Raw genomic sequence first — 21,121 nt, 5'->3', positions numbered from 1 at the left:
GCCGGTGAGCCACCTGCCGGGCGCCGACCCGGGTGACGCCAGTGCCCACCTGCGGGTGCTGCCCGACGCCGAGACGCTCGCGACCACCGTCGCGACCGACCTGCTCGTGCGGCTCGCCGCGGCCCAGGGCCGCGGCGACCTGCCGCACGTCGTGCTGACCGGCGGGACGATCGCCGACGCGGTGCACCGCGAGCTCGCGCGGCTCGGGCCTGCCTCGGCGGTCGACTGGTCCCGGGTCGAGGTGTGGTGGGGCGACGAGCGGTTCGTCGAGGCGGCCAGCGGCGAGCGCAACGAGCGCCAGGCGCGCGAGGCCGTGCTCGACCACCTGCCGCTCGACCCGGCCCGCGTCCACCCCGTGCCCGCGGTCGACGCGGTGGCCGACGTCGCGGCCGCCGCGGCGGCGTACGCCGAGGAGCTCGCCGCCCGCGGCCCCGGCTCCGCGGACGGCCCGGACGCCTTCGAGGTGGTGATGCTCGGCCTGGGCCCCGACGCGCACGTCGCCTCGCTCTTCCCGGGCTTCGCCCAGGTCCGCGTCGACGACGAGGGCGCCGTGCCGGTGACGGACTCGCCGAAGCCGCCGCCGGAGCGGGTCTCGATGACCGCACCGACGCTCGCGCGCACCCGGGGCGCGTGGTTCCTCGTCAGCGGCGAGGGCAAGGCGCAGGCCGTGGCCGACACCCTGGCGGCCGACCCGACCGACCCGGGTGCCGCCGACGTCACCCCGGCCGTGCGCCTGGCGGGGGTGCCCGAGCGCCGGTGGTACGTCGACACGGAGGCCGCCTCCCGGCTCCCTGCCACCTGATTGGTCGGACTTCCATGGCCCGAACGGGCCATTCCTGCCGGATTCCTCAAGAACGACGCAAGACCTGCCGACACCGTCAGACGTGATCGGCGGGGCTCTCGGCCCGCCGCGGACCGAGGAGCCGCAGGATGCGCGTCGACGACCGGGCAGGACGCCCCACCACCCCCCTGCTCGCGCGCCCTGTGCGCGCCTGGGCCCGCGCGGCTCGCGCGCTGGGCACGACCGCGGTCGCCGGGGTGGCCGCCCTGGCCGTCGCCGGCTCGTCGCCCGCCGCGGCGCCGACGAGCGCCGGGACCGCACCGGCGGTCGGCGCCGCCGCCACGGTGGTCAACACCACCGCGCCGGCTCCCACCCTCGCCGCCGTGGCGTCGGCGACCGGACGCACCTACTACGTCGCCCCCACCGGCTCGGACTCGAACCCCGGCACGAGCGCCGCGGCACCGTTGCGCTCGCTCGCAGCCGCCTCCGCGCTCGCCCTGCGCCCCGGCGACCGGCTCCTGCTGCGCCGCGGCGGCGCCTGGACCGGTGACCTCCGCGTCGACGACGCGGGCACCGCCCTCGCACCCGTCACCGTCTCGTCCTACGGCCGCGGCCCCCTGCCGCGGGTGCAGGGCTGCCTGCGCCTCGCTGCCGACCACCAGGTCCTCCACCAGGTCCACGTCGACGGCTGCACCTGGTCGGCCGTGCAGGTCGCGGGCGACCACGCCCTGGTCTACAACGTCGAGGCGACCGGCAGCTTCGCCGGGATCGAGGTGGAGCCCGAGACCACCGGCGCCCGCCTGCTGCGCAACTGGGTGCGCGACAACGACCGGATGGCGCCCGGCACCACCGGCTCCGACGACGACTACGGCGCCCACGGCATCCTCGTGCGCGGCGACCAGGCCGAGGTGGCCTGGAACCACATCTCGGGCCACCTCGCGGACTCGCCCGACTACGGCACCGACGGCGCTGCGCTCGAGGTCTACGGCGCGGTGGGCACCCGCATCCACCACAACGTCGCGGTCGACAACCGGGCCTTCCTGGAGCTCGGCCACAGCCGCACCCGCGACACCCGCGTGAGCTACAACGTCAGCCGCACCAGCGTGCCGCTGGCGGAGTTCGTCATCACGCGCGGCGCCGACCCCACGCACGGCGGCGTGCTGGGCACCGTCGTCGCGCACAACACCGCGAAGCACAGCGGGGCGGGCAGCCAGGCCTTCTGGTGCGCGCCCGGTTGCGCCCCCGACGTGCTGGCGCTCGAGGCCAACGTCTTCGACATCACCGGCCGCATCGGGTGGGCCGACGGCCCGCTCGGCGGCCGCGACAACCTCTACTGGGGCAGCGGCGTCGAGCACACCCTGCTGCCGGGCGACCTCGTCGCCGACCCCCGCTTCGCGTCCCCGGCCACCGGCGACCTGCACCTGTCGGCCGGCAGCCCCGCGGTCGACTCGGCCGGTGCCCTGCTCGCGGCCCGCGCGAGCTCGCCGACGGACCGGGTCGACGCCGACGGGCGGAGGCTGCCGCGCGACGGCGACGGCGACCGCGTGGCCGTGCTGGACCGCGGCGCCTTCGAGCGCTGACCCTGCGACCCGACGTGGTCGGGCGCGGTCGTCAGAAGACGATGTCGCCCGACTTGCGCCGGCTGCGCAGGAGGTTGAGCGCCTCGTCGAGGATCTCCGCCGCCTCGGCGTCGGAGCGGCGCTCCTTCACGTAGGCGAGGTGGGTCTTGTAGGGCTCGATCTTCGGCGCCGGCGGCGGGTTGTCGCAGTCCAGGCTGGCCGGCAGGCCGCACTTGGGGCAGTCCCACGACTCGGGCACCTGCGCCTCGGTGCTGAAGGCCACGACCGAGCGGTGGTCGTGGGAGCAGAAGTAGGTCACCAGCTGCCGCGGCGCGGCCTCACCGCGCTCGGCCTCGCCCATCGGGCCAGCCCCGACCCGGCTTCCCCGGATCGCGTTACCTCCACCAGCCACGAGAGCTCTCCTTGTCAGACGTCGTAGGCGACGAGCAGGCCCAGCGCCACGATGCACGCGAACCAGATCAGACCGATGCCGACCGTGAGCCGGTCGAGGTTGCGCTCCGCCACCGAGGAGCCGCCGAGCGAGCTAGACACGCCGCCACCGAACATGTCGGACAGGCCGCCACCGCGTCCCTTGTGGAGCAGGACGAGGAGGATCAGCAGCGCGCTGGTGATCACGAGGAGGACGGTGAAGAGCAAGGTCACGGTCGCAGAGCCTACGTCACGCCTCGGGTGGTGCGGGTCACCGGCACCGCTCAGATGACCGGCATGTCGTAGAAGCGGCAGATGCCGCCGAACTCCTCGGCCTGCAGGCTCGCGCCGCCCACCAGGCACCCGTCGACGTCGGGCTTCTCCATGATGCCGGCGACGTTGGCGGCCTTGACCGACCCGCCGTAGAGCACGCGCAGCCCCTCGGCCGCGGCGTCGCCGTGCACCTCGCGCACCCGGGCCCGGATCGCGGCGCACACCTCCTGCGCGTCGTCGGGGGTGGCCACCTCGCCGGTGCCGATCGCCCACACCGGCTCGTAGGCCACGACCAGCCCGGCGACCTGCTCGGCCGTGAGCCCGGCGAGCGAGCCGTCGACCTGGGCGAGGGTGAAGGGGACCTGCTCCCCCGCCTGGCGCACCTCGAGACCCTCGCCCACGCACACGATCGGGGTCATGCCGGCCCCGAGCGCCTGACGGGCCTTCGCGTTGACCAGCGCGTCGTCCTCGTGGTGGTGCTGGCGGCGCTCCGAGTGGCCGACCACGACGTAGGAGCAGCCGAGCTTGGCGAGCATGCCCGCCGACACCTCGCCGGTCCACGCGCCGGAGTCGTGGGCCGAGACGTCCTGCGCGCCGTAGCGCACCGCGAGCCGGTCGCCCTCGACCAGGGTCTGCACCGAGCGCAGGTCGGTGAAGGGCGGCACGACCACGACCTCGACCTTGGCGAAGTCGTGGCGCTTGTCGGACAGGGTCCAGGCGAGCTTCTGCACCAGGACCACCGCCTCCTGGTGGTTCAGGTGCATCTTCCAGTTGCCCGCCATGAGCGGGGTGCGCAGCGTGGCCACGGGTCAGTCCTCCAAGACGGTGAGGCCGGGGAGGGTCGCGCCCTCGAGGTACTCGAGGCTCGCGCCACCACCGGTCGAGATGTGCCCGAAGGCGTCGTCGGCGAAGCCGAGGGTGCGGACGGCGGCGGCGGAGTCGCCGCCCCCGACCACGGAGAGGCCGCCGGCGGCGGTGACCCGGGTCAGCGCCTCGGCGACGGCGCGGGTGCCGGCGGCGAACGCGTCGACCTCGAAGACCCCCATCGGGCCGTTCCAGAAGACGGTGCGTGCGCCTGCCAGGGCGGCGGCGAAGGCCAGGCCCGACTGCGGCCCGATGTCGAGCCCCATGCTGTCGGCGGGGATGCGGTCGGCGGGCACGACGTGCGGCTCGGGCTCGCGGTCACCGGAGGGGAACGCGGTGTCGACCACGACGTCGACGGGCAGCAGGATCCGCACGCCGGTGTCCTCGGCGCGCTGGAGGTACTCGCGGCAGGTGTCGAGCTGGTCCTCCTCCAGCAGGCTCCCGCCCACCTCGTGGCCCTGGGCCGCGAGGAAGGTGAAGACCATGCCGCCGCCGATGAGCAGCGTGTCGGCCCGGTCGAGCAGGTGGTCGATCACGCCGAGCTTGTCGGAGACCTTCGAGCCGCCGAGCACCACGGCGTAGGGCCGCTCGGGCCGCTCGGTGAGCCGCTGCAGCACGTCGACCTCCGCGGCCACGAGCGCGCCCATGGCGTGGGGCAGCCGCTGCGCCACGTCGTACACGGAGGCCTGCTTGCGGTGCACGACGCCGAAGCCGTCGGAGACGAAGGCGTCGGCGAGCGCGGCGAGCTCGTCGGCGAAGGCACCGCGCTCGGCGTCGTCCTTGCTCGTCTCGCCGGGGTGGAAGCGGACGTTCTCGAGCAGTGCGACGTCGCCGTCGCCGAGCGCCCCCACGGTGGCCCGGGCGCTCTCGCCCACCGTGTCGCTCGCGAAGGCGACCGGCCGGCCCAACAGCTCGCCGAGCCGCTCGGCGACCGGCGCCAGGGAGTACGCCGGGTCCGGCGCGCCCTTCGGCCGGCCCAGGTGGGCGGTGACCACCACCCGCGCCCCGGCCTCCGCCAGGGCGCGGAGGGTGGGCACGCTGGCGCGGATGCGCCCGTCGTCGGTGATGGTGCTGCCGTCCAGCGGGACGTTGAGGTCGGAGCGGACGAGCACCCGCCTGCCGGCGACGTCGCCGAGCGTGCCGAAGTCACCCATGGGTCAGAGGGTCTCGCCGACGTAGGTGATGAGGTCGGCCAGGCGGTTGGAGTAGCCCCACTCGTTGTCGTACCAGCCGACGACCTTGACCTGGTTGCCGATGACCTTGGTCAGCGGCGCGTCGAAGATGCAGGACGCGGGGTCGGTGACGATGTCGCTGGAGACGATCGGGTCGGTGGAGTAGCGCAGGATGCGGCCGTCGGCGGCCTTCTGCACGGCGGCGTTGACCTCCTCGACGGAGGTCTCGCGGCCGGCCTCGAAGGTGAGGTCGGTGGCCGAGCCGGTCGGGACCGGCACGCGCAGGGCGTAGCCGTCGAGCTTGCCCTTGAGCTCGGGCAGGACCAGGCCGATCGCCTTCGCCGCACCGGTGGAGGTCGGCACCACGTTGAGGGCGGCGGCGCGGGCGCGGCGCGGGTCCTTGTGGATGTTGTCCTGGAGGTTCTGGTCGGCGGTGTAGGCGTGGACCGTGGTCATGAGGCCCTTGACGATGCCGAACTCGTCGTGGAGCGCCTTGGCCATCGGGGCCAGGCAGTTGGTGGTGCACGAGGCGTTGGAGATCACCGTGTGCGCGGCCGGGTCGTAGGACTCGTGGTTGACCCCCATGACCACGGTGACGTCCTCGTTGGACGCCGGCGCGGAGATGATGACCTTCTTGGCGCCGCCGCCGTCGACGTGGGCGCGGGCCTTGGTGGCGTCGGTGAAGAAGCCGGTCGACTCGACGACCACGTCGACGCCCAGGTCGCCCCACTTCAAGGCGGCGGGGTCGCGCTCGGCGAAGGCGCGCACGGTCTGGTCGCCGACGAGGATGCTGTCCTCGGTCGCGGAGACGTCGGCGTCGAGGCGGCCCAGGATGGAGTCGAACTTCAGCAGGTGGGCCAGCGACGCGTTGTCGGTGAGGTCGTTGACGCCCACGATCTCGATGTCGGCGCCCGAGGCGCGGACCGCCCGAAAGAAGTTGCGGCCGATGCGACCGAAGCCGTTGATGCCTACGCGAACCGTCACGGATGAGCTCCCTGCTGATCGGGGTGGTCGGGTGGTCGGTCCCGGGACACGCGCCCCGGGGCCGGGACGTGGCTGACCCTACCGGGGGCGCGCGGGCGCGCCGCCCCGGTGTCCCGGCGTACGTGCAGGTAACCCGCGCGGGGCTCGCCCAGACGGGCTCAGGCCTCCTCGGCCAGCATCTCCGGGGTGAGGGAGGCCTCGGTGTCGGGGATGCCGAGCTCCTCGGCGCGCTTGTCGGCCATCGCGAGCAGCCGGCGGATGCGCCCGGCGATCGCGTCCTTCGTCAGCACGGGCTCGTGGAGCTGCCCCAGCTCCTCCAGCGAGGCCTGGCGGTGCTCGAGGCGCAGGTGGCCGGCCATCTTGAGGTGGTCGGGGACCTCCTCGCCGAGGATCTCCAGCGCGCGACCGACGCGGGCGCCGGCGGCGACCGCCGCGCGGGCGGAGCGGCGCAGGTTGGCGTCGTCGAAGTTGGCCAGGCGGTTGGCGGTGGCGCGCACCTCGCGGCGCATGCGCCGCTCCTCCCACGCCATCAGCGTCTCGTGGGCGCCGAGGCGGGTGAGCAGCGCACCGATGGCGTCGCCGTCGCGGATGACGACGCGGTCGACGCCGCGCACCTCGCGCGCCTTGGCGGAGATGCCGAGGCGCCGGGCGACGCCGACGAGCGCGAGCGCGGCCTCCGGACCGGGGCAGGTGACCTCGAGCGAGCTGGAGCGGCCCGGCTCGGTCAGCGAGCCGTGGGCGAGGAAGGCGCCGCGCCACGCGGCGACGGCGTCGCAGCCCCCGCCGGAGACCACCTGGGGCGGCAGGCCGCGCACCGGGCGGCCGCGCTGGTCGAGCAGCCCGGTCTGGCGCGCGAGCGCCTCGCCCTCACGCACGACGCGCACGATGTAGCGGCTGCCCTTGCGGATGCCGTTGCCCTGCACCATCACCACGTCGGAGTGGTGGCCGTAGACCTCGGCGATGTCCTTGCGCAGGCGGCGCGCGGCAGCGCCCGTGTCGAGCTCGGCCTCCACGACGATGCGGCCGCTGACGATGTGCAGCCCGCCGGCGAAGCGGAGCATCGAGGCCACCTCGGCCTTCCGGCAGCAGGTCTTGGTGATCTGCGTCGAGGCGAGCTCCGCCTTCACCTGTGCCGTCATCGCCATGGCGCAGATCCTCCCACGACGGTCAACGACCCGCAGCGGGGCCCGCGGACGGCGCCGGGGTGCCCAGCACCCGCGAGTACGCAGCGGCGAGGCGCTGTGGGTCGTGCCGCGCGACCCCGGGGGCCTCGGCCACCTCGGCCAGCACGAGGCGGGCGCCGAGGGCGGCTGCGGCCCGCTCGAGCGGGGCGGGGTCGCCGACCGCGGCGGGGTCGGCCAGGACGGTGTCGACGCGCAGCTCGGGCGCCAGCGCGACGAGGGCGGCGAGGTGGTCCTCGGGTCCGTAGCCGGCGGTCTCCCCAGGCTGGTCCTCGAGGTTGAGCACCACCAGCACCCGCGCGGGTCCGCGCACGACCGCCTCGCGCAGCGGCGGCACCAGCAGGTGCGGCAGCACCGAGGTGTACCAGCTGCCGGGGCCCAGCACGACCCAGTCGGCCTCGCCGACCGCGGTGACCGCCTGCGGGCAGGGCGCGGGTTGCTCGGGGTCGAGCGCCACCGAGACGATCCGGCCCTCCGTGGTGGCGACGGCGACCTGGCCGCGCACCTCCCCCACCCGCGCCGGGTCGGCGGGGTCGAGCCCGCGCACCTGCGCGGTCATCGTGACCGGGGTCGAGGCCATCGGCAGCACCCGGCCGCGGGCACCGAGCAGCCGGGCGACCCAGTCGAGCGCCTCCACCTGGTCGTCGAGCACGTCCCACAGTCCTGCGATGAGGAGGTTGCCGACGACGTGGCCGGCGAGCTCGCCGTCGCCGCCGAAGCGGTGCTGCAGCAGCCGCGACCAGGTGCGCCCCCAGTCGTCGTCGCCGCACAGCGCCGCGAGCGCCATCCGCAGGTCGCCGGGCGGCAGCACCCCGAGCTCGGTGCGCAGCCGGCCCGACGAGCCGCCGTCGTCGGCGACGGTGACGACCGCCGTCGGCAGTGCGACGACGCGCCGCAGGGCGGCCAGCGACGCGTGCAGGCCGTGCCCCCCGCCGAGGGCGACCACCCGCAGGTCCGCGAGGCCGGCGTCACTCACGCCCGAGGTCCCGGTGCACGGCGCGGGCGTCGTATCCCCGGGCGGTCAGCCGGGCGGTGACCTCCTCGGTCATCGCGACGCTGCGGTGCTTGCCGCCGGTGCAGCCGAGCGCCACGGTCATGAAGCGCTTGCCCTCGGTGAGGTAGCCCGCGGCGATGGTCTCGAGCACCGGGACGTACTGCTCGAGGAACTCCTCGGCGCCGGGCCGGCCCTTGACGTAGGCCGCGACGTCGGGGTCGCGACCGGTCTGGTGGCGCAGGTCGGGCACCCAGTGGGGGTTGGGGAGGAAGCGCATGTCGGCGACCAGGTCGGCGTCGACGGGGATGCCGTACTTGAAGCCGAAGGAGACCACGGAGACCTTGAGCCGGGTGGCGTCGTCGCTGCCGAAGGCCTCGGCCACGCGGTCGGTGAGCTGGTGGACGTTGAGGCCGCTGGTGTCGATGACCACGTCGGCCGTGGCGCGCAGCGAGGCCAGCGCGACCCGCTCGCGGGCCAGGCCGTCGAGGAGCCGGCCGCCGGCCTGCAGCGGGTGCGGTCGGCGCGCGGCCTCCTGGCGGCGGACCAGCACGTCGTCGCGGGCCTCGAGGAAGAGCAGCGTCGTGCGGCGGCCCGTGGCGCCCTGGGCGAGGTGGCCCTCGAGAGTCTCGAAGAACGACCCCGACCGCACGTCGACCACGACCGCGACGGGCTGCTGCACGCCGCGGCTGTCGTCGACGAGGGCGACCACGTCGCGCACGAGGGAGGGCGGGAGGTTGTCGACCACGAAGTAGCCGAGGTCCTCGAGCTCCTTCGCGGCGGTGCTGCGGCCGGCGCCGGTCATGCCGGTCACCACCACGAGCTCGCCCCGGCGGGCGACGTCGTCGTCGGGCGGGTGCATCAGTCCTCCTCGATCTCGCCGGTGGCGGTGTTGACCCGCAGCGGTGCCTCGGCACCGGCCGGGGAGCCGGCGCCGCGCCGGGCCGGCACGGCGTCGACGGCACCCTTGATGGCCTCGGCCGTGCGCGGGCCGATGCCCGGGACCTGCGCGATCTGCTCGACGTCGGCCTCCCGCAGCTTCTTCAGCGACCCGAAGTGCTTGAGCAGGGTGCGGCGGCGCACCTCGCCGAGGCCCGGGACGTCGTCGAGGGCACTCTCGACCATCGACTTCGAGCGCCGGCTGCGGTGGTGGTTGATGGCGAAGCGGTGCGCCTCGTCGCGGATGCGCTGCAGGAGGTAGAGCCCCTCGCTGGAGCGCGGCAGGATCACCGGGTCGTCGTCGTCGGGCAGCCACACCTCCTCGAGGCGCTTGGCCAGCCCGCAGACCGGGACGTCGGTGATGCCGAGCTCGAGCAGGGCCTGCTGGGCGGCGGCCACCTGCGGCGGGCCGCCGTCGACCACGACCAGACCGGGCGCGTAGGCGAACTTGCGCGGCTTGCCGGTCTCGGGGTCGACCAGCACCGGCCCGCTGAGCTCGCCGTCGGGCAGGTCGGACGCGGGGACGCTGCTGGCCTGCTCGTCGAGCAGCCGGCGGAAGCGCCGGGTGATCACCTCGTGCATCGACGCCACGTCGTTCTGCCCGTCGACGCCGCGGATGACGAAGCGGCGGTACTCGCCCTTGCGGGCCAGGCCGTCCTCGAAGACCACCATCGAGGCGACGACCTCGGTGCCCTGCAGGTTGGACACGTCGTAGCACTCGATGCGCAGCGGCACCTCGTCGAGGGTGAGCGCCTGCTGGATCTCCTCGAGCGCGCGGTTGCGGGTGGTGAGGTCGCTGGCGCGCTTGGTCTTGTGCAGCGCCAGGGCCTGCGCGGCGTTGGCCGCGACCGTCTCCTGCAGCGCGCGCTTGTCGCCGCGCTGCGGGACCCGGATGCGCACCCGGGCGCCCCGCCGCTCGGTCAGCAGCTCCTCCAGGGTCTCGAGGTCGGGCGGCAGCACCGGCACCAGGATCTCGCGCGGCACCGCGTCGCCCTCCTCGCCGGCGTAGAGCTGGAGCAGGAAGTCCTCGACGAGCTTGTCGGAGCCGCCCTCGTCGACGCGGTCGGCGACCCAGCCGCGCTGGCCGCGGATGCGGCCGCCGCGCACGTAGAAGATCTGCACGGCCACCTCGAGGGGGTCCTCGGCGAGGGCCACCACGTCGGCGTCGGTGCCGTCACCCAGCACCACCGCCTGCTTCTCCAGCGCCCGGTTGAGCGCGCCGAGGTCGTCGCGCAGGCGCGCCGCGCGCTCGAACTCCATCGCGTCGGAGGCGGCGTACATCTCCTTCTCGATGCGCCGCACGAACGCCGTGGTCTGCCCGCCCACGAAGTCGCAGAAGTCGTCGACGATCGCCCGGTGCTCCTCGGGCGAGACGTTGCCGACGCAGGGGGCCGAGCACTTGTCGATGTAGCCGAGCAGGCAGGGGCGCCCGACCTGCGCCGACCGCTTGAAGACGCCGTTGCTGCACGAGCGCATCGGGAAGACCCGCAGCAGCGTGTCGACGGTCTCGCGGATGGCCCACGCGTGGCTGTAGGGACCGAAGTAGCGGGTGCCCTTGCGCTTGGCTCCGCGGCCCACCATCACCCGGGGGAACTCGTCGCTGACGGTGACCGCGAGCCAGGGGTAGGACTTGTCGTCGCGGTACTTCACGTTGAACCGCGGGTCGAACTCCTTGATCCAGGAGTACTCCAGCTGCAGCGCCTCGACCTCGGTGCCGACGACGGTCCAGTCGACGCCGGCGGCGGTCGTCACCATCGTGGCGGTGCGGGGGTGCAGCCCACCGACGTCCTGGAAGTAGGACGAGAGGCGGGCGCGGAGGTTCTTGGCCTTGCCGACGTAGATCACGCGGCCGCGCGCGTCGCGGAAGCGGTAGACCCCGGGCTCGGTGGGGATCGACCCCGGTCGGGGGCGGTACGACGACGGGGCGGCCACGCCTCCCAGCCTACGGTCCGCCGCCGACGCTCCCGGCCCGCGGGAGGCCCCTAGCCGAGGACGATCTGGTCACCCTCGACGGTGATCGCGATCTCCTCCAGCGGGTCGGTGGCCGGGCCGCCCAGCGGGGCGCCGTCGGCGAGCGCGAAGGTGCTGCTGTGGCACGGGCACACGATCGTGTCGGTGACGTCGGTGACGTCGCAGCCCTGGTGGGTGCAGGTGGTGGAGAAGGCCTTGAACTCCCCAGCCGTCGGCTGGGTCACGACCACGCCCTGGTCGGCGAAGATCACCCCGCTGCCCTCCGGGACGTCGGCGGTCGAGGTGAGCGCCCCGGTCATGCCGGAGCCGCTGCCGCCGGAGCCGCTGCCCGATCCGCTCCCGGCGCCGCTGCCGGCCGAGGTCGCGCCGCCGTCGCCGGCGCAGGCGGCGAGCACCGGCACGCCGAGGCCGGCGAGGGCGGCGCCGCCGAGGGCGTGGCGGCGGGAGAGGCAGGCGGCCCGCGGGGCCGGTCGGTCGTCGTGCGTCATGCCGGTGAGCGTAGCCAGGGCCTCCCACCCCACCGGGTGGACCGCGTCGTCAGCCCGCCGGAGGACGGGTCTTGCGGGCCGCGCGCTTGGCGGGCGCCTTCGTCGCGGGCTTCCCCGCCGCGGCCTTCGTCGTGGTCTTCGTCGTGGTCTTCGTCGTGGTCTTCGTCGTGGCGCCGGTCGCGGCCTTCGTCGTCGCCGCCTCGGCCGCCACGCGGGCGCTCGTGCGCGCCGCGCGCTTCTGCTTGCCGATCAGCACGACGTCGTCGGTCGCTGCCCGCGGCGCGCCGGGCTGCTCGGCGGCCCGGCCCTCGAGCAGCGGCGCGAGGAAGCGACCGGTGTGGCTCTCCGGATGGGCCGCGACCTCCTCGGGCGTGCCGGTGGCGACGACCGTGCCACCGCGCGAGCCGCCCTCCGGCCCCATGTCGACCAGCCAGTCCGCCGTCTTGACGACGTCGAGGTTGTGCTCGATGACGAGGACGGTGTTGCCGGCGTCGACGAGGCGGCCGAGCACGAGCAGCAGGCGGCGGATGTCCTCGAAGTGCAGGCCGGTGGTGGGCTCGTCGAGCACGTAGACGGTGCGGCCGGTGGAGCGCTTCTGCAGCTCGGTGGCGAGCTTGACGCGCTGCGCCTCACCCCCCGAGAGCGTCGTCGCCGGCTGGCCGAGGCGGACGTAGCCGAGGCCGACCTCGACCAGGGTCTTCATGTGGCGCGCGATCGCCGGGACCGCGGCGAAGAACTCCGCGGCCTCCTCGATCGGCATGTCGAGGACCTCGGCGATGGTCTTGCCCTTGTAGTGGACCTCGAGCGTCTCGCGGTTGTAGCGCGCGCCGTGGCAGACCTCGCACGGCACGTAGACGTCGGGCAGGAAGTTCATCTCGATCTTGAGGGTGCCGTCGCCGGAGCACGCCTCGCAGCGTCCGCCCTTGACGTTGAAGGAGAAGCGTCCCTGCAGGTAGCCGCGCACCTTGGCCTCCGGCGTGGCGGCGAAGAGCTTGCGCACGTGGTCGAAGACACCGGTGTAGGTCGCGGGGTTGGAGCGCGGGGTGCGCCCGATCGGCGACTGGTCGACGTGGATGACCTTGTCGACGTGCTCCATGCCCGAGATGGCGCGGTGCCGACCCGGGACGGTGCGGGAGTTGTAGAGCTGCTTGGCCAGGGCGGTGTAGAGGATGTCGTTGACCAGCGTCGACTTGCCCGAGCCGGAGACGCCGGTGACCGCGACGAAGCAGCCGAGCGGGAAGCCCACGGTGACGTCGCGCAGGTTGTGCTCGCGGGCGCCGTGCACGACGATCTCGCGCCCCTTCGTGCGCGGGCGGCGCACCGCCGGCACCGCGACCTCGCGGCGGCCCGAGAGGTACTGCCCGGTCATCGAGTCGGGGTGGGCGTAGAGGTCGGGGACCGTGCCGCTGTGCACCACCTGGCCGCCGTGCTCGCCGGCGCCGGGACCGATGTCGACGACCCAGTCGGCCACCTTGATGGTGTCCTCGTCGTGCTCGACGACGATGAGGGTGTTGCCGAGGTCCTTTAGGCGCAGCAGCGTCTCGATCAGCCGCTGGTTGTCGCGCTGGTGCAGGCCGATGGAGGGCTCGTCGAGCACGTAGAGCACGCCGACCAGCCCCGCACCGATCTGCGTCGCCAGCCGGATGCGCTGCGCCTCGCCGCCCGACAGCGAGCCCGAGGGCCGGTCGAGCGAGAGGTAGTCGAGGCCGACGTCGAGCAGGAAGGTCAGCCGCTCCTGGATCTCCTTGAGCACCCGCTCGCCGATCTGGCGCTCGCGCGGGCTGAGCTGGACGGTGCGGAGGTAGTCGGCGGTCTCGTTGATCGGCAGCGCGCAGAGCGCGGCGATGTCGAGCCCGCCGTCCTCCTTGGCGCCGAGGGTGACCGAGGTCGAGACCGGCTTGAGGCGGCTGCCGCGGCACGTGGGGCACGGCACCTCGCGCATGAAGCCCTCGAACCGCTCGCGGCTGGTGTCGGACTCCGCCTCGCGGTGGCGCCGCTCGACGTAGGACTGCACGCCCTCGAACTCGGTGTAGTAGGACCGCTCGCGGCCGTAGCGGTTGCGGTGGCGCACGTGCACCTTGGTCGGGTGCCCGGCCAGCACGACGCGCTGCTGCTTCGGCGTGAGGTCCTGCCAGGAGTCGTCGAGGGAGAAGCCCAGCTCGTCGCCGAGCGCGCCGAGCAGGCGGGTGAAGTAGTCGGCGACGTGCGCACCGCTCCACGGCTGGATGGCCCCCTCCCCCAGCGGCGCCATCGGGTCGGGCACGACCAGCTCGGGGTCGACCTCCATGCGGGTGCCGAGGCCGTGGCAGGCCGGGCACGCACCGAAGGGTGAGTTGAAGGAGAACGACCGCGGCTCGAGCTCGTCGGTGTCGATGGGGTGGTCGTTGGGGCACGACATCTTCTCGGAGAAGCGCAGCTCGCGACCGGCGTCGTGCTCGGGCAGGTCGACGAAGTCGAGCACCACCAGGCCCCCGGCGAGGCCGAGCGCGGTCTCGACGGAGTCGGTGAGCCGCTGCTTGGCGCTGGCCTTGACCGCGAGCCGGTCGACGACCACCTCGATGGTGTGCTTCTTCTGCTTGTCCAGCGTCGGCGGGGCGTCGAGCCCGTGGGTCTCGCCGTCGGTGCGGGCACGGCTGAAGCCCTGCGCCTGGAGCTGGCGGTAGAGGTCGACGTACTCGCCCTTGCGACCGCGCACGACGGGGGCCAGCACCTGGAAGCGGCGGCCCTCCTCGAGCTCGAGGACGCGGTCGACGATCTGCTGCGGGGTCTGCCGCTCGATCGGGGCGCCGCAGGTCGGGCAGTGGGCGCGGCCGGCCCGGGCGTAGAGCAGGCGGAGGTAGTCGTAGACCTCGGTGATCGTGCCGACGGTCGAGCGGGGGTTCTTCGACGTCGACTTCTGGTCGATCGACACCGCCGGGGACAGGCCCTCGATGAAGTCGACGTCGGGCTTGTCCATCTGGCCCAGGAACTGCCGGGCGTAGGCCGAGAGCGACTCGACGTAGCGGCGCTGGCCCTCGGCGAAGATGGTGTCGAAGGCGAGGGAGGACTTGCCCGAGCCCGACAGCCCGGTGAAGACGATGAGGGCGTCGCGCGGGAGGTCGAGCGAGACGTCCTTGAGGTTGTGCTCGCGCGCGCCTCGGATGACGAGCTGGTCGGCCACGGTGCTCCTGGGAGAGGTGTGCCCCGGGCGGCGAGGCCCGGCGGGTCGAACAAGTGTTCGTGATCGGGGCACGCGACGCAAGTCGGCGCGCACGCACGGGGAGGACCCGACCCCGCCCAGCGTGGCACGCGGGCACAACCCAGCCGACCCTCCGCCGGGGCGGTCCTAGGCTGGCGGCCATGAGCGACGACAGCAGCCGAGGGACGAGCCAGCAGACCGGTCAGCAGGGCGGGGGCGGAGCGCCCGCCGGGTCGTACGACGGGGACGTGCGGCCCGGCGGGCCGGCGCAGACCCGCACCCTGGCGCAGCTGAGCGTGACCAAGGTCGCGGTCGACCCCGAGATGTCGAACAACTGCTACCTGCTGCGGTGCGCGGCGACCGGCACCCAGGTGCTCGTCGACGCCGCCGCCGAGCCCGAGACCCTGCTGCCGCTGATCGGCGACGACGGGCTGACGGCCGTGGTCACCACCCACCAGCACTGGGACCACCACCGCGCCCTGGCCGACGTCGTCGCCGCGACCGGCGCGGAGGTGCTCGTCGGCGCACCCGACGCCGACGCCGTCACCGAGCAGACCGGGGTGCCCGTCACCCGCCGGCTCGAGCAGGGCGACACCGTCCAGGTGGGCGAGGCGACGCTGTCGGTCATCGCGATCGCGGGCCACACGCCCGGGTCGGTCGCGCTGGTGCACCACGACCCGGAGGGGCACCCGCACCTGTTCACCGGCGACACGCTCTTCCCCGGTGGGGTGGGCGCGACCTTCGGCGACGCCGAGGCCTTCACGCAGCTCATCGGCGACGTCGAGGCGAAGGTCTTCGGCACGCTGCCGGACGACACCTGGTTCTACCCCGGCCACGGCGGTGACGGCCGCCTCGGCGAGCAGCGCCCCCACCTCGCGGAGTGGCGCGCCCGCGGCTGGTGACCCCTCCGGCTGAGCGGTCGGCTCAGCCGCGGGCCCAGCGGCCGTCGAACTGCGCGCGGTAGGCCAGCAGCGTCTCCTCGCCGACCACGCGCAGCGTGTGGGCGGGGGCGGTCAGCCCGCTGTCGCCCCAGTGCGCCGAGCCGGTCCAGGTGAGCTGCCGGTCGGCGTGCCGGCCGTAGCGGCCGTCCACGAGCAGCAACGTCTGCGTGGTCGGCGCCCGCAGCACCCGCACACCCGCCTTGTGCAGGGTGCGCTCGACGCCGCGGCCGGTCCAGGGCCCGGCGATGACCCGCACGTCGCAGCCGAGGCGTGCCTTGCCCGCGAGGCGCTCGGCGATCGCGGCGCCGCGGCGACCGCTGAAGCCGTTGACCGAGACGCGCACCTGGGTGCGGCCGTCGCGGTTGCGCGCGCCCGTCGCGCGCCGGCACTTCACCGGTGCGAGCGCGTCGAGGACCGGGTCGCCCCCGGCCACCGGGAAAGTGGTGAGCTGGTAGCCGCCGCCCGCGAAGACGGGCGTGGCCGGCGAGGCCGGGGCTCCGCCGACCGCGAGCCGGTCGAAGGCCGCGAGCAGCGCGGCGTACAGGCCGTCGGTGGAGGTCAGGAGGGCGTCGGCCAGCGTCGTGGTGACGGTGCCGTCGAGGGCGGTGGAGCCGGTGATCGCCAGCGCGGTGGTGCCGCCGGTGCGGTCGGCGAGCAGGAAGCTGAGGCGGCTGGCCGGGCCGTCGGTGACCGCGGCACGCAGCCAGGACGCGGCGGCGGGGTCCTCCCCGAGCGCGCCGAGCAGCAGCTGCTCGCGCTCCGTGCGGGCGCCGCCGTCGAGCAGCACGCGCACCGCCACGCCCCGGGCGTGGGCCGCGAGCAGCGCGGTGACGACGCCGGCGTCCTCCAGGCGCGGGGTGGCGACGCTCAGCACAGCGCCCGGCTCGGCGCCACCGATCGCCCGCACCCACTTCTCGGGCACCGAGCGGCGGTCGTGGACACCGCCCTGAGGCCGCGTGAGGAGCGGGCCCGCGGCGAGCACGTCGACCGGGGCGTAGGTCGCGACGACGGCGTCGTGGTCGGAGTTGAAGCCGCGGACGATCCGGGTGTCGACCCGGGAGATGCCGCTGCCGCGCTTGAGGCTGACGATGTAGTCGAGCAGCGACCGGGTGCCGCGGGAGCCGACCAGCGGCATGTCGAAGTTGACGAGGTCGCCGAGCGCCCGGGTGGGCAGGCCCGCGACCTGGCGTCGACGGTCGGCGAGGTAGTTGACGTTCCAGTCGCCCATGGCGACGGTGTGCTCGGTGGTCGCGAAGAGGTCCTGGATCTCCACGCGCAGCATCGCGAGGTGCTGGCGCAGGTAGGGGATGCGCTCGGGGTTGCTGGCCTGGGCGTCGCGGGACGCCTGCGCGATCGTGTGCGTGTTGATGACGCCGAAGACCTTGCCGGTCGCGGTCTCGCGCAAGCGCACCGTGTTGATCCACCGGCTGGGGGCGTTCTTGCCCACCGCGTCGTGCACCTTGGTGCTGCGGCCCTCGATGAGGCGGAAGCGGCTGCGGTCGAAGACGACGGGGATCGTCACGCCCTGGCCGACCGGCATGTACCAGCCCCAGTCGAGCTCCTGGCACAGCTCGATGAGCGCCTGGCGGTCCTCGGCGTCCGACATCTCCTGGAAGCCGCCGGCGGCGGCCCCGAGCCGGTTCATCGCCTTGCGCATGTCGGCGCGGGCCTTGGCCACGCCCATCGGGAAGGCCACGTTGAGCGAGAAGGTGCGGAAGGGCGGGCTCGGCGCCGCGGCCGCGACCGGCACGAGCCGGTCGGTCCGGGCCGAGGGGGCAGACGGGTCCGGGAGGGCCGTCGGGGCGCCGGCGAGCGGGCCGACCCCGGCGAGCAGGCCGGCGGCGACGGCGGTCACCGCGCCGGCGGCGAGACCGCGGCGGAGGCCGCGGCGGAGAGCCCGGCCCAGCGTCGCGCGGGGCGCCCGGGAGGTGGCCCGGGAGGGGCGCGCAGCGGGGGGGACGGACACGGTGGCTCCTCTGGTCTCGCTCAGGACCCACGCATCACACCAGCCCCACGAGCACCGCACAACTCGTTCGCCACAACTACAACGCTGTAATTGTCGGCCGTCCCGAGCGGGGCCTCGCGACCCGGTGCCGGGGTCCCCACCACGGTAGGTCGACCGCGCGCCGCGCGCGGCCGAACCGGCCTGCCTCACCCCTGCGGGGACGCCTCGCGGGCCCGGTCGAGGAGGTCCGTGACGGCGGCGACCGCGGCCGGCGCCGGGTCGTGGCCCCGCAACCAGTCGAGCACCGCCTGCGCCGCGTCGGCGTTGCGGTCGTAGCCGGCGACGGCCGCCGCGAGCGGGAAGGCCCCGATCGGCAGCGACCGCTCGACCCGGCGGGTCGGCTCGAACGGGTCCTGCTGGCGCCAGGCCCCGTCGGGCGCGAGGCGCAGCAGGGCCAGGCAGTGGTCGACCGCGTGCACCTGCACGAAGCGGGTGGCGCTCAGCCGCTCGCCGCGCAGCTCGCGGTGCAGCCCGACGTACAGGTTGCTGAGCGCCTCGTCGCGGTGGAAGGCAACGGTGTCGAGAGGGCCGGGCCCCGGCGGCCCGAGGTGGTCGTCGAGGTCGACGAGGTCCTGCCCGGCGCTGGGACGCGACCACACCGTGCGGGCGCCGGCGAAGCGGATGCCCGGCAGCTCGGCGGCGGCGAAGACGGCGTACTCGAGGAAGAGGCCGTCGGCGTAGAGCGCCTTGCGGCCGTCGGGGCTGTTGACGAAGCTCCACACCGGGTCGTCACCGAACGCCGCCAGCCACCCCACGTCGTCGAGCATCCGCCGCTTGGCCCGCTCGGTCGCCACCACGACGAAGAAGTCGAGGTCGGAGTGGTCGTCGAAGCGGTCGTGCTCGACCCCCGCCGAGCCGAGGCCGAGCAGCGCCACCGCGTCGGGGTCGCGGGCCAGGTGCGCGGCGAGGTCGTCGAGGCGGGCCAGGGTCGGGTGCAGCACCGCCGCAGGCTAGCCGGTGGGGCAGACTCCGGCCGTGAGCGACGCGAACCCCGACCCGCCCGTCCGCGCCGACCTGCTGCGGCTGCTCGCCCGGCGCGCGCTGACCGAGGACGCCGCCCGGCCGGAGGCCGTGGCGCGGCTGCACGCGCGGGGCGGCCGCACCGCGCGCGAGGACGTCGCCGCGCTGGTCGACGAGGGCAGCTTCGTGGAGTACGGCCGCTTCGTCACGGCCGCGCAGGAGCGGCGACGTGACCTCGACGACCTGCTCGACCGCACCGTCGCCGACGGCATCGTGGGCGGCCTCGCGACCGTCGACGGCCACGCCTGCGCGGTGCTGTCCTACGACTACCTCGTCATGGCGGGCACCCAGGGCATGCGCGGTCACCGCAAGACCGACCGGCTGCTGGACCTGGTGGAGCGCACCGAGCTGCCCACCGTGTTCTTCGCTGCGGGCGGGGGCGGGCGGCCCGGTGACACCGACGTCCCGCTGGTCTCGGCGCTCGACGTGCCGACCTTCGCGGCGTGGGCGCGGCTCTCGGGCCGGGTGCCCCGGATCGCCGTCGTGACCGACAACTGCTTCGCCGGCAACGCCGTCGTCGCGGGCTGCGCCGACCTGCTCGTCGCGACCGAGCGGGCGTCGCTCGGGATGGGCGGCCCGGCGATGATCGCGGGCGGTGGCCTCGGGGACGTCGCCGCCGCCGACGTCGGGCCGCTCGACGTGATGGTCGCCAACGGCGTGGTCGACCTCGCGGTCCCCCACGACGAGGCCGTGCCCGCCGCGCGGCGGCTCCTGCGCTACTTCCTCGGACCCGTCGCGGACTGGACCGCGCCGGACCAGGCGTGGCTGCGCGACGCCGTGCCGGAGGGCGAGCGCACCTCCTACGACGTGCTCCCGGTCGTGGAGACGCTGTGCGACGAGGACAGCGTGACGGTCCTGCGCGAGGGGTTCGCGCCCGAGCTCCTCACCGCGCTGGGCCGGCTCGAGGGGCGCACCGTCGGCGTCGTGGCCAACGACACCCGGCACAGCGCCGGCGCGATCACCGCCGACGCCGGCGACAAGGCGGCGCGCTTCCTGCAGCTGTGCGACGCCCACGGCTTCCCGGTGGTCTCGCTGGTCGACACCCCCGGGATGATGGTCGGCCCCGAGGCCGAGCGCACCGGCCTGGTGCGCCACACGGCGCGGCTGCTGATCGCCGGCGCGCAGCTGAGCGTGCCGCTGGTCGGGGTCGTCCTGCGCCGCGGCTACGGGCTCGGCGCCCAGGCCATGCTGGGCGGCAGCACCCACCAGCCGCTCGCCACGCTGGCCTGGCCCGGCGCCCACCTGGGCGCCATGGGTCTGGAGGGGGCGGTGCGGCTCTCGATGCGCCGCGAGCTCGAGACCATCGAGGACGTGGACGCGCGCGAGGCCCGGGTGCGCGAGCTCACCGCGCTCGCCCAGGAGCACGCGGGGGCGCTGAACGTGGCGCGTCACTTCGAGGTGGACGACGTCGTCGACCCCGCGGAGACCCGTCGGCTGGTGGCGGCGGTGGTCGCGGCCGCGGCGCGCGACGGCCGGCTCCGCGGCAGCGGGCGCACCGTCGACACCTGGTGACCCGCCGCTCGGGGCGCGTGGGCCGTCTCAGGCCGACGCGGCGCCCTGGCCCTGGCCGAGGGCCGCGGCGGCCCCGGTGTCGGCGGGGCTCAGGTCACCGAAGGGGTTGCCGCCGAGGCTGACGAACTTCTCCTGGTGGCGGCGCTCGCGCGGGAAGCCCGCCTCCTTCAGCACGGTCATCACCACCTTCGTGAACGGAGCCGGGCCGCAGGCGAAGGCGTCGTACGACGCGTGGTCGGCCGCCAGCGCCCGCAGCTGGCCGGCGTCGGGCACGCCCTGCAGCGACTCGAGCCAGTGGAGCACCCGGAAGCGGTCGGGGTGGGCGCGCGCCAGCTCGTCGAGGGCGTCGGCGAAGATCACCGACGACTCGTCGCGGTTGGCGTAGAGGAGGACGACCCGCCCGCTGCCCTGCGCCAGCGCCGTCCGGGCGATCGAGAGCACCGGGGTGATGCCGGAGCCGCCCGCGAAGAGCAGCAGGTCGGCGTCGAGGTCGCGCGGCACGAAGATCCCGCCGGGCGGGAGCACCCGCAGGGTGTCGCCGGCCCGGAGGTGGTCGAGCAGCCAGTTCGAGGCGTAGCCCTCGGCCGTGCGCTTGATCGTGATGACCAGCGGGCCGCCGTCGGCCGGGCTGCTGGAGAGCGAGTAGCAGCGCGCCGCCACCCCGTCGCGCTCGCTCGGCACCGCGATCGTGAGGAACTGGCCGGGGCGGTAGGCGAAGACGTCCGCGAGGTCGTCGGGGACCTCCAGCACCACCGAGGACGCCTCGGCGGTCTCGGGCACGACCTCGCGCACCGTCAGCTCGTAGGACTGCTCCACGCCACCACCTGGTCTCT

Annotated in this window: 18 protein-coding genes; 4 read left to right on the top strand and 14 right to left on the bottom strand. The window is 74.6% G+C overall.

Annotated elements, in window-relative coordinates:
• Positions 1 to 4 precede the first annotated feature (4 nt).
• Both pgl and BJ989_RS10520 read left to right on the top strand, forming a co-directional pair.
• Positions 5 to 802: a 6-phosphogluconolactonase gene (gene pgl, locus BJ989_RS10525; protein ID WP_343049258.1), complete on the top strand. Its 798-nt coding sequence runs from the start codon at positions 5 to 7 to the stop codon at positions 800 to 802.
• Between the two features lie 128 nt (positions 803 to 930).
• Positions 931 to 2,361 carry a hypothetical protein gene (locus tag BJ989_RS10520; protein ID WP_179518173.1) on the top strand — a complete coding sequence of 477 codons (1,431 nt, stop codon included), beginning with the start codon at positions 931 to 933 and terminating at the stop codon, positions 2,359 to 2,361.
• 31 nt (positions 2,362 to 2,392) lie between these two features.
• On the opposite strand, the gene BJ989_RS10515 is transcribed toward BJ989_RS10520, so the two are convergent.
• From BJ989_RS10515 to uvrA, 11 genes are all read right to left on the bottom strand, one after another.
• Positions 2,393 to 2,752, bottom strand: coding sequence for an RNA polymerase-binding protein RbpA (locus BJ989_RS10515; protein WP_179518172.1), 360 nt, complete (start codon positions 2,750 to 2,752; stop codon positions 2,393 to 2,395).
• 14 nt (positions 2,753 to 2,766) lie between these two features.
• Positions 2,767 to 3,003, bottom strand: a complete 237-nt coding sequence (secG, locus tag BJ989_RS10510) for a preprotein translocase subunit SecG (protein ID WP_179518171.1) — start codon at positions 3,001 to 3,003, stop codon at positions 2,767 to 2,769.
• Positions 3,004 to 3,053: 50 nt separating this feature from the next.
• Positions 3,054 to 3,824, bottom strand: coding sequence for a triose-phosphate isomerase (tpiA, locus tag BJ989_RS10505; protein WP_218849302.1), 771 nt, complete (start codon positions 3,822 to 3,824; stop codon positions 3,054 to 3,056).
• Between the two features lie 27 nt (positions 3,825 to 3,851).
• Positions 3,852 to 5,060, bottom strand: coding sequence for a phosphoglycerate kinase (locus tag BJ989_RS10500; RefSeq protein ID WP_179518169.1), 1,209 nt, complete (start codon positions 5,058 to 5,060; stop codon positions 3,852 to 3,854).
• A gap of 3 nt (positions 5,061 to 5,063) precedes the next feature.
• Positions 5,064 to 6,062: a type I glyceraldehyde-3-phosphate dehydrogenase gene (gene gap, locus BJ989_RS10495; RefSeq protein WP_179518168.1), complete on the bottom strand. Its 999-nt coding sequence runs from the start codon at positions 6,060 to 6,062 to the stop codon at positions 5,064 to 5,066.
• 158 nt (positions 6,063 to 6,220) lie between these two features.
• A complete protein-coding gene (whiA, locus tag BJ989_RS10490; RefSeq protein ID WP_179518167.1) occupies positions 6,221 to 7,207 on the bottom strand; it encodes a DNA-binding protein WhiA in 987 nt (328 codons plus the stop codon).
• A gap of 22 nt (positions 7,208 to 7,229) precedes the next feature.
• On the bottom strand, positions 7,230 to 8,219 hold the full coding sequence (locus BJ989_RS10485) for a gluconeogenesis factor YvcK family protein (protein ID WP_343049256.1): 990 nt from the start codon (positions 8,217 to 8,219) through the stop codon (positions 7,230 to 7,232).
• Positions 8,212 to 9,096 carry an RNase adapter RapZ gene (rapZ, locus tag BJ989_RS10480; RefSeq protein WP_179518166.1) on the bottom strand — a complete coding sequence of 295 codons (885 nt, stop codon included), beginning with the start codon at positions 9,094 to 9,096 and terminating at the stop codon, positions 8,212 to 8,214. Before rapZ ends, BJ989_RS10485 begins: the two co-directional genes overlap by 8 nt.
• A complete protein-coding gene (gene uvrC / locus BJ989_RS10475) occupies positions 9,096 to 11,105 on the bottom strand; it encodes an excinuclease ABC subunit UvrC (RefSeq protein WP_179518165.1) in 2,010 nt (669 codons plus the stop codon). The genes rapZ and uvrC overlap by 1 nt, the downstream gene beginning before the upstream one ends.
• Positions 11,106 to 11,155: 50 nt before the next feature.
• Complete coding sequence (locus BJ989_RS10470; RefSeq protein ID WP_179518164.1) at positions 11,156 to 11,632, bottom strand: Rieske (2Fe-2S) protein; 477 nt, start codon at positions 11,630 to 11,632, stop codon at positions 11,156 to 11,158.
• A 49-nt stretch (positions 11,633 to 11,681) separates the two neighbouring features.
• Positions 11,682 to 14,792 (bottom strand): excinuclease ABC subunit UvrA, encoded by a 3,111-nt coding sequence (gene uvrA, locus BJ989_RS10465; RefSeq protein WP_179518163.1) that lies wholly within the window; start codon positions 14,790 to 14,792, stop codon positions 11,682 to 11,684.
• Positions 14,793 to 14,971: 179 nt separating this feature from the next.
• On the opposite strand from uvrA, the gene BJ989_RS10460 reads away from it, so the two are divergent.
• The gene (locus tag BJ989_RS10460) at positions 14,972 to 15,712 is read left to right on the top strand and encodes an MBL fold metallo-hydrolase (RefSeq protein WP_179518162.1); all 741 of its coding nucleotides are present in this window, start codon (positions 14,972 to 14,974) and stop codon (positions 15,710 to 15,712) included.
• Positions 15,713 to 15,734: 22 nt separating this feature from the next.
• Here the strand turns inward: BJ989_RS10460 and BJ989_RS10455 are convergent, their stop codons facing one another.
• Both BJ989_RS10455 and BJ989_RS10450 read right to left on the bottom strand, forming a co-directional pair.
• Complete coding sequence (locus BJ989_RS10455; RefSeq protein ID WP_179518161.1) at positions 15,735 to 17,717, bottom strand: hypothetical protein; 1,983 nt, start codon at positions 17,715 to 17,717, stop codon at positions 15,735 to 15,737.
• A 185-nt stretch (positions 17,718 to 17,902) separates the two neighbouring features.
• Positions 17,903 to 18,697 carry a hypothetical protein gene (locus BJ989_RS10450; protein ID WP_179518160.1) on the bottom strand — a complete coding sequence of 265 codons (795 nt, stop codon included), beginning with the start codon at positions 18,695 to 18,697 and terminating at the stop codon, positions 17,903 to 17,905.
• A 34-nt stretch (positions 18,698 to 18,731) separates the two neighbouring features.
• On the opposite strand from BJ989_RS10450, the gene BJ989_RS10445 reads away from it, so the two are divergent.
• Entirely contained in the window at positions 18,732 to 20,288 is a 1,557-nt protein-coding gene (locus BJ989_RS10445; RefSeq protein WP_343049255.1) for an acyl-CoA carboxylase subunit beta, read from the top strand.
• Positions 20,289 to 20,315: 27 nt separating this feature from the next.
• On the opposite strand, the gene BJ989_RS10440 is transcribed toward BJ989_RS10445, so the two are convergent.
• Positions 20,316 to 21,104 (bottom strand): FAD-binding oxidoreductase, encoded by a 789-nt coding sequence (locus BJ989_RS10440; protein ID WP_179518159.1) that lies wholly within the window; start codon positions 21,102 to 21,104, stop codon positions 20,316 to 20,318.
• Positions 21,105 to 21,121: the final 17 nt, after the last annotated feature.

Origin of the sequence: Nocardioides perillae (assembly GCF_013409425.1) — a bacterium.
Classification (GTDB): domain Bacteria; phylum Actinomycetota; class Actinomycetes; order Propionibacteriales; family Nocardioidaceae; genus Nocardioides; species Nocardioides perillae.
The sequence above is the reverse complement of the archived record's forward strand: the minus strand, read 5'-3'. Positions and strand labels throughout refer to the sequence as shown.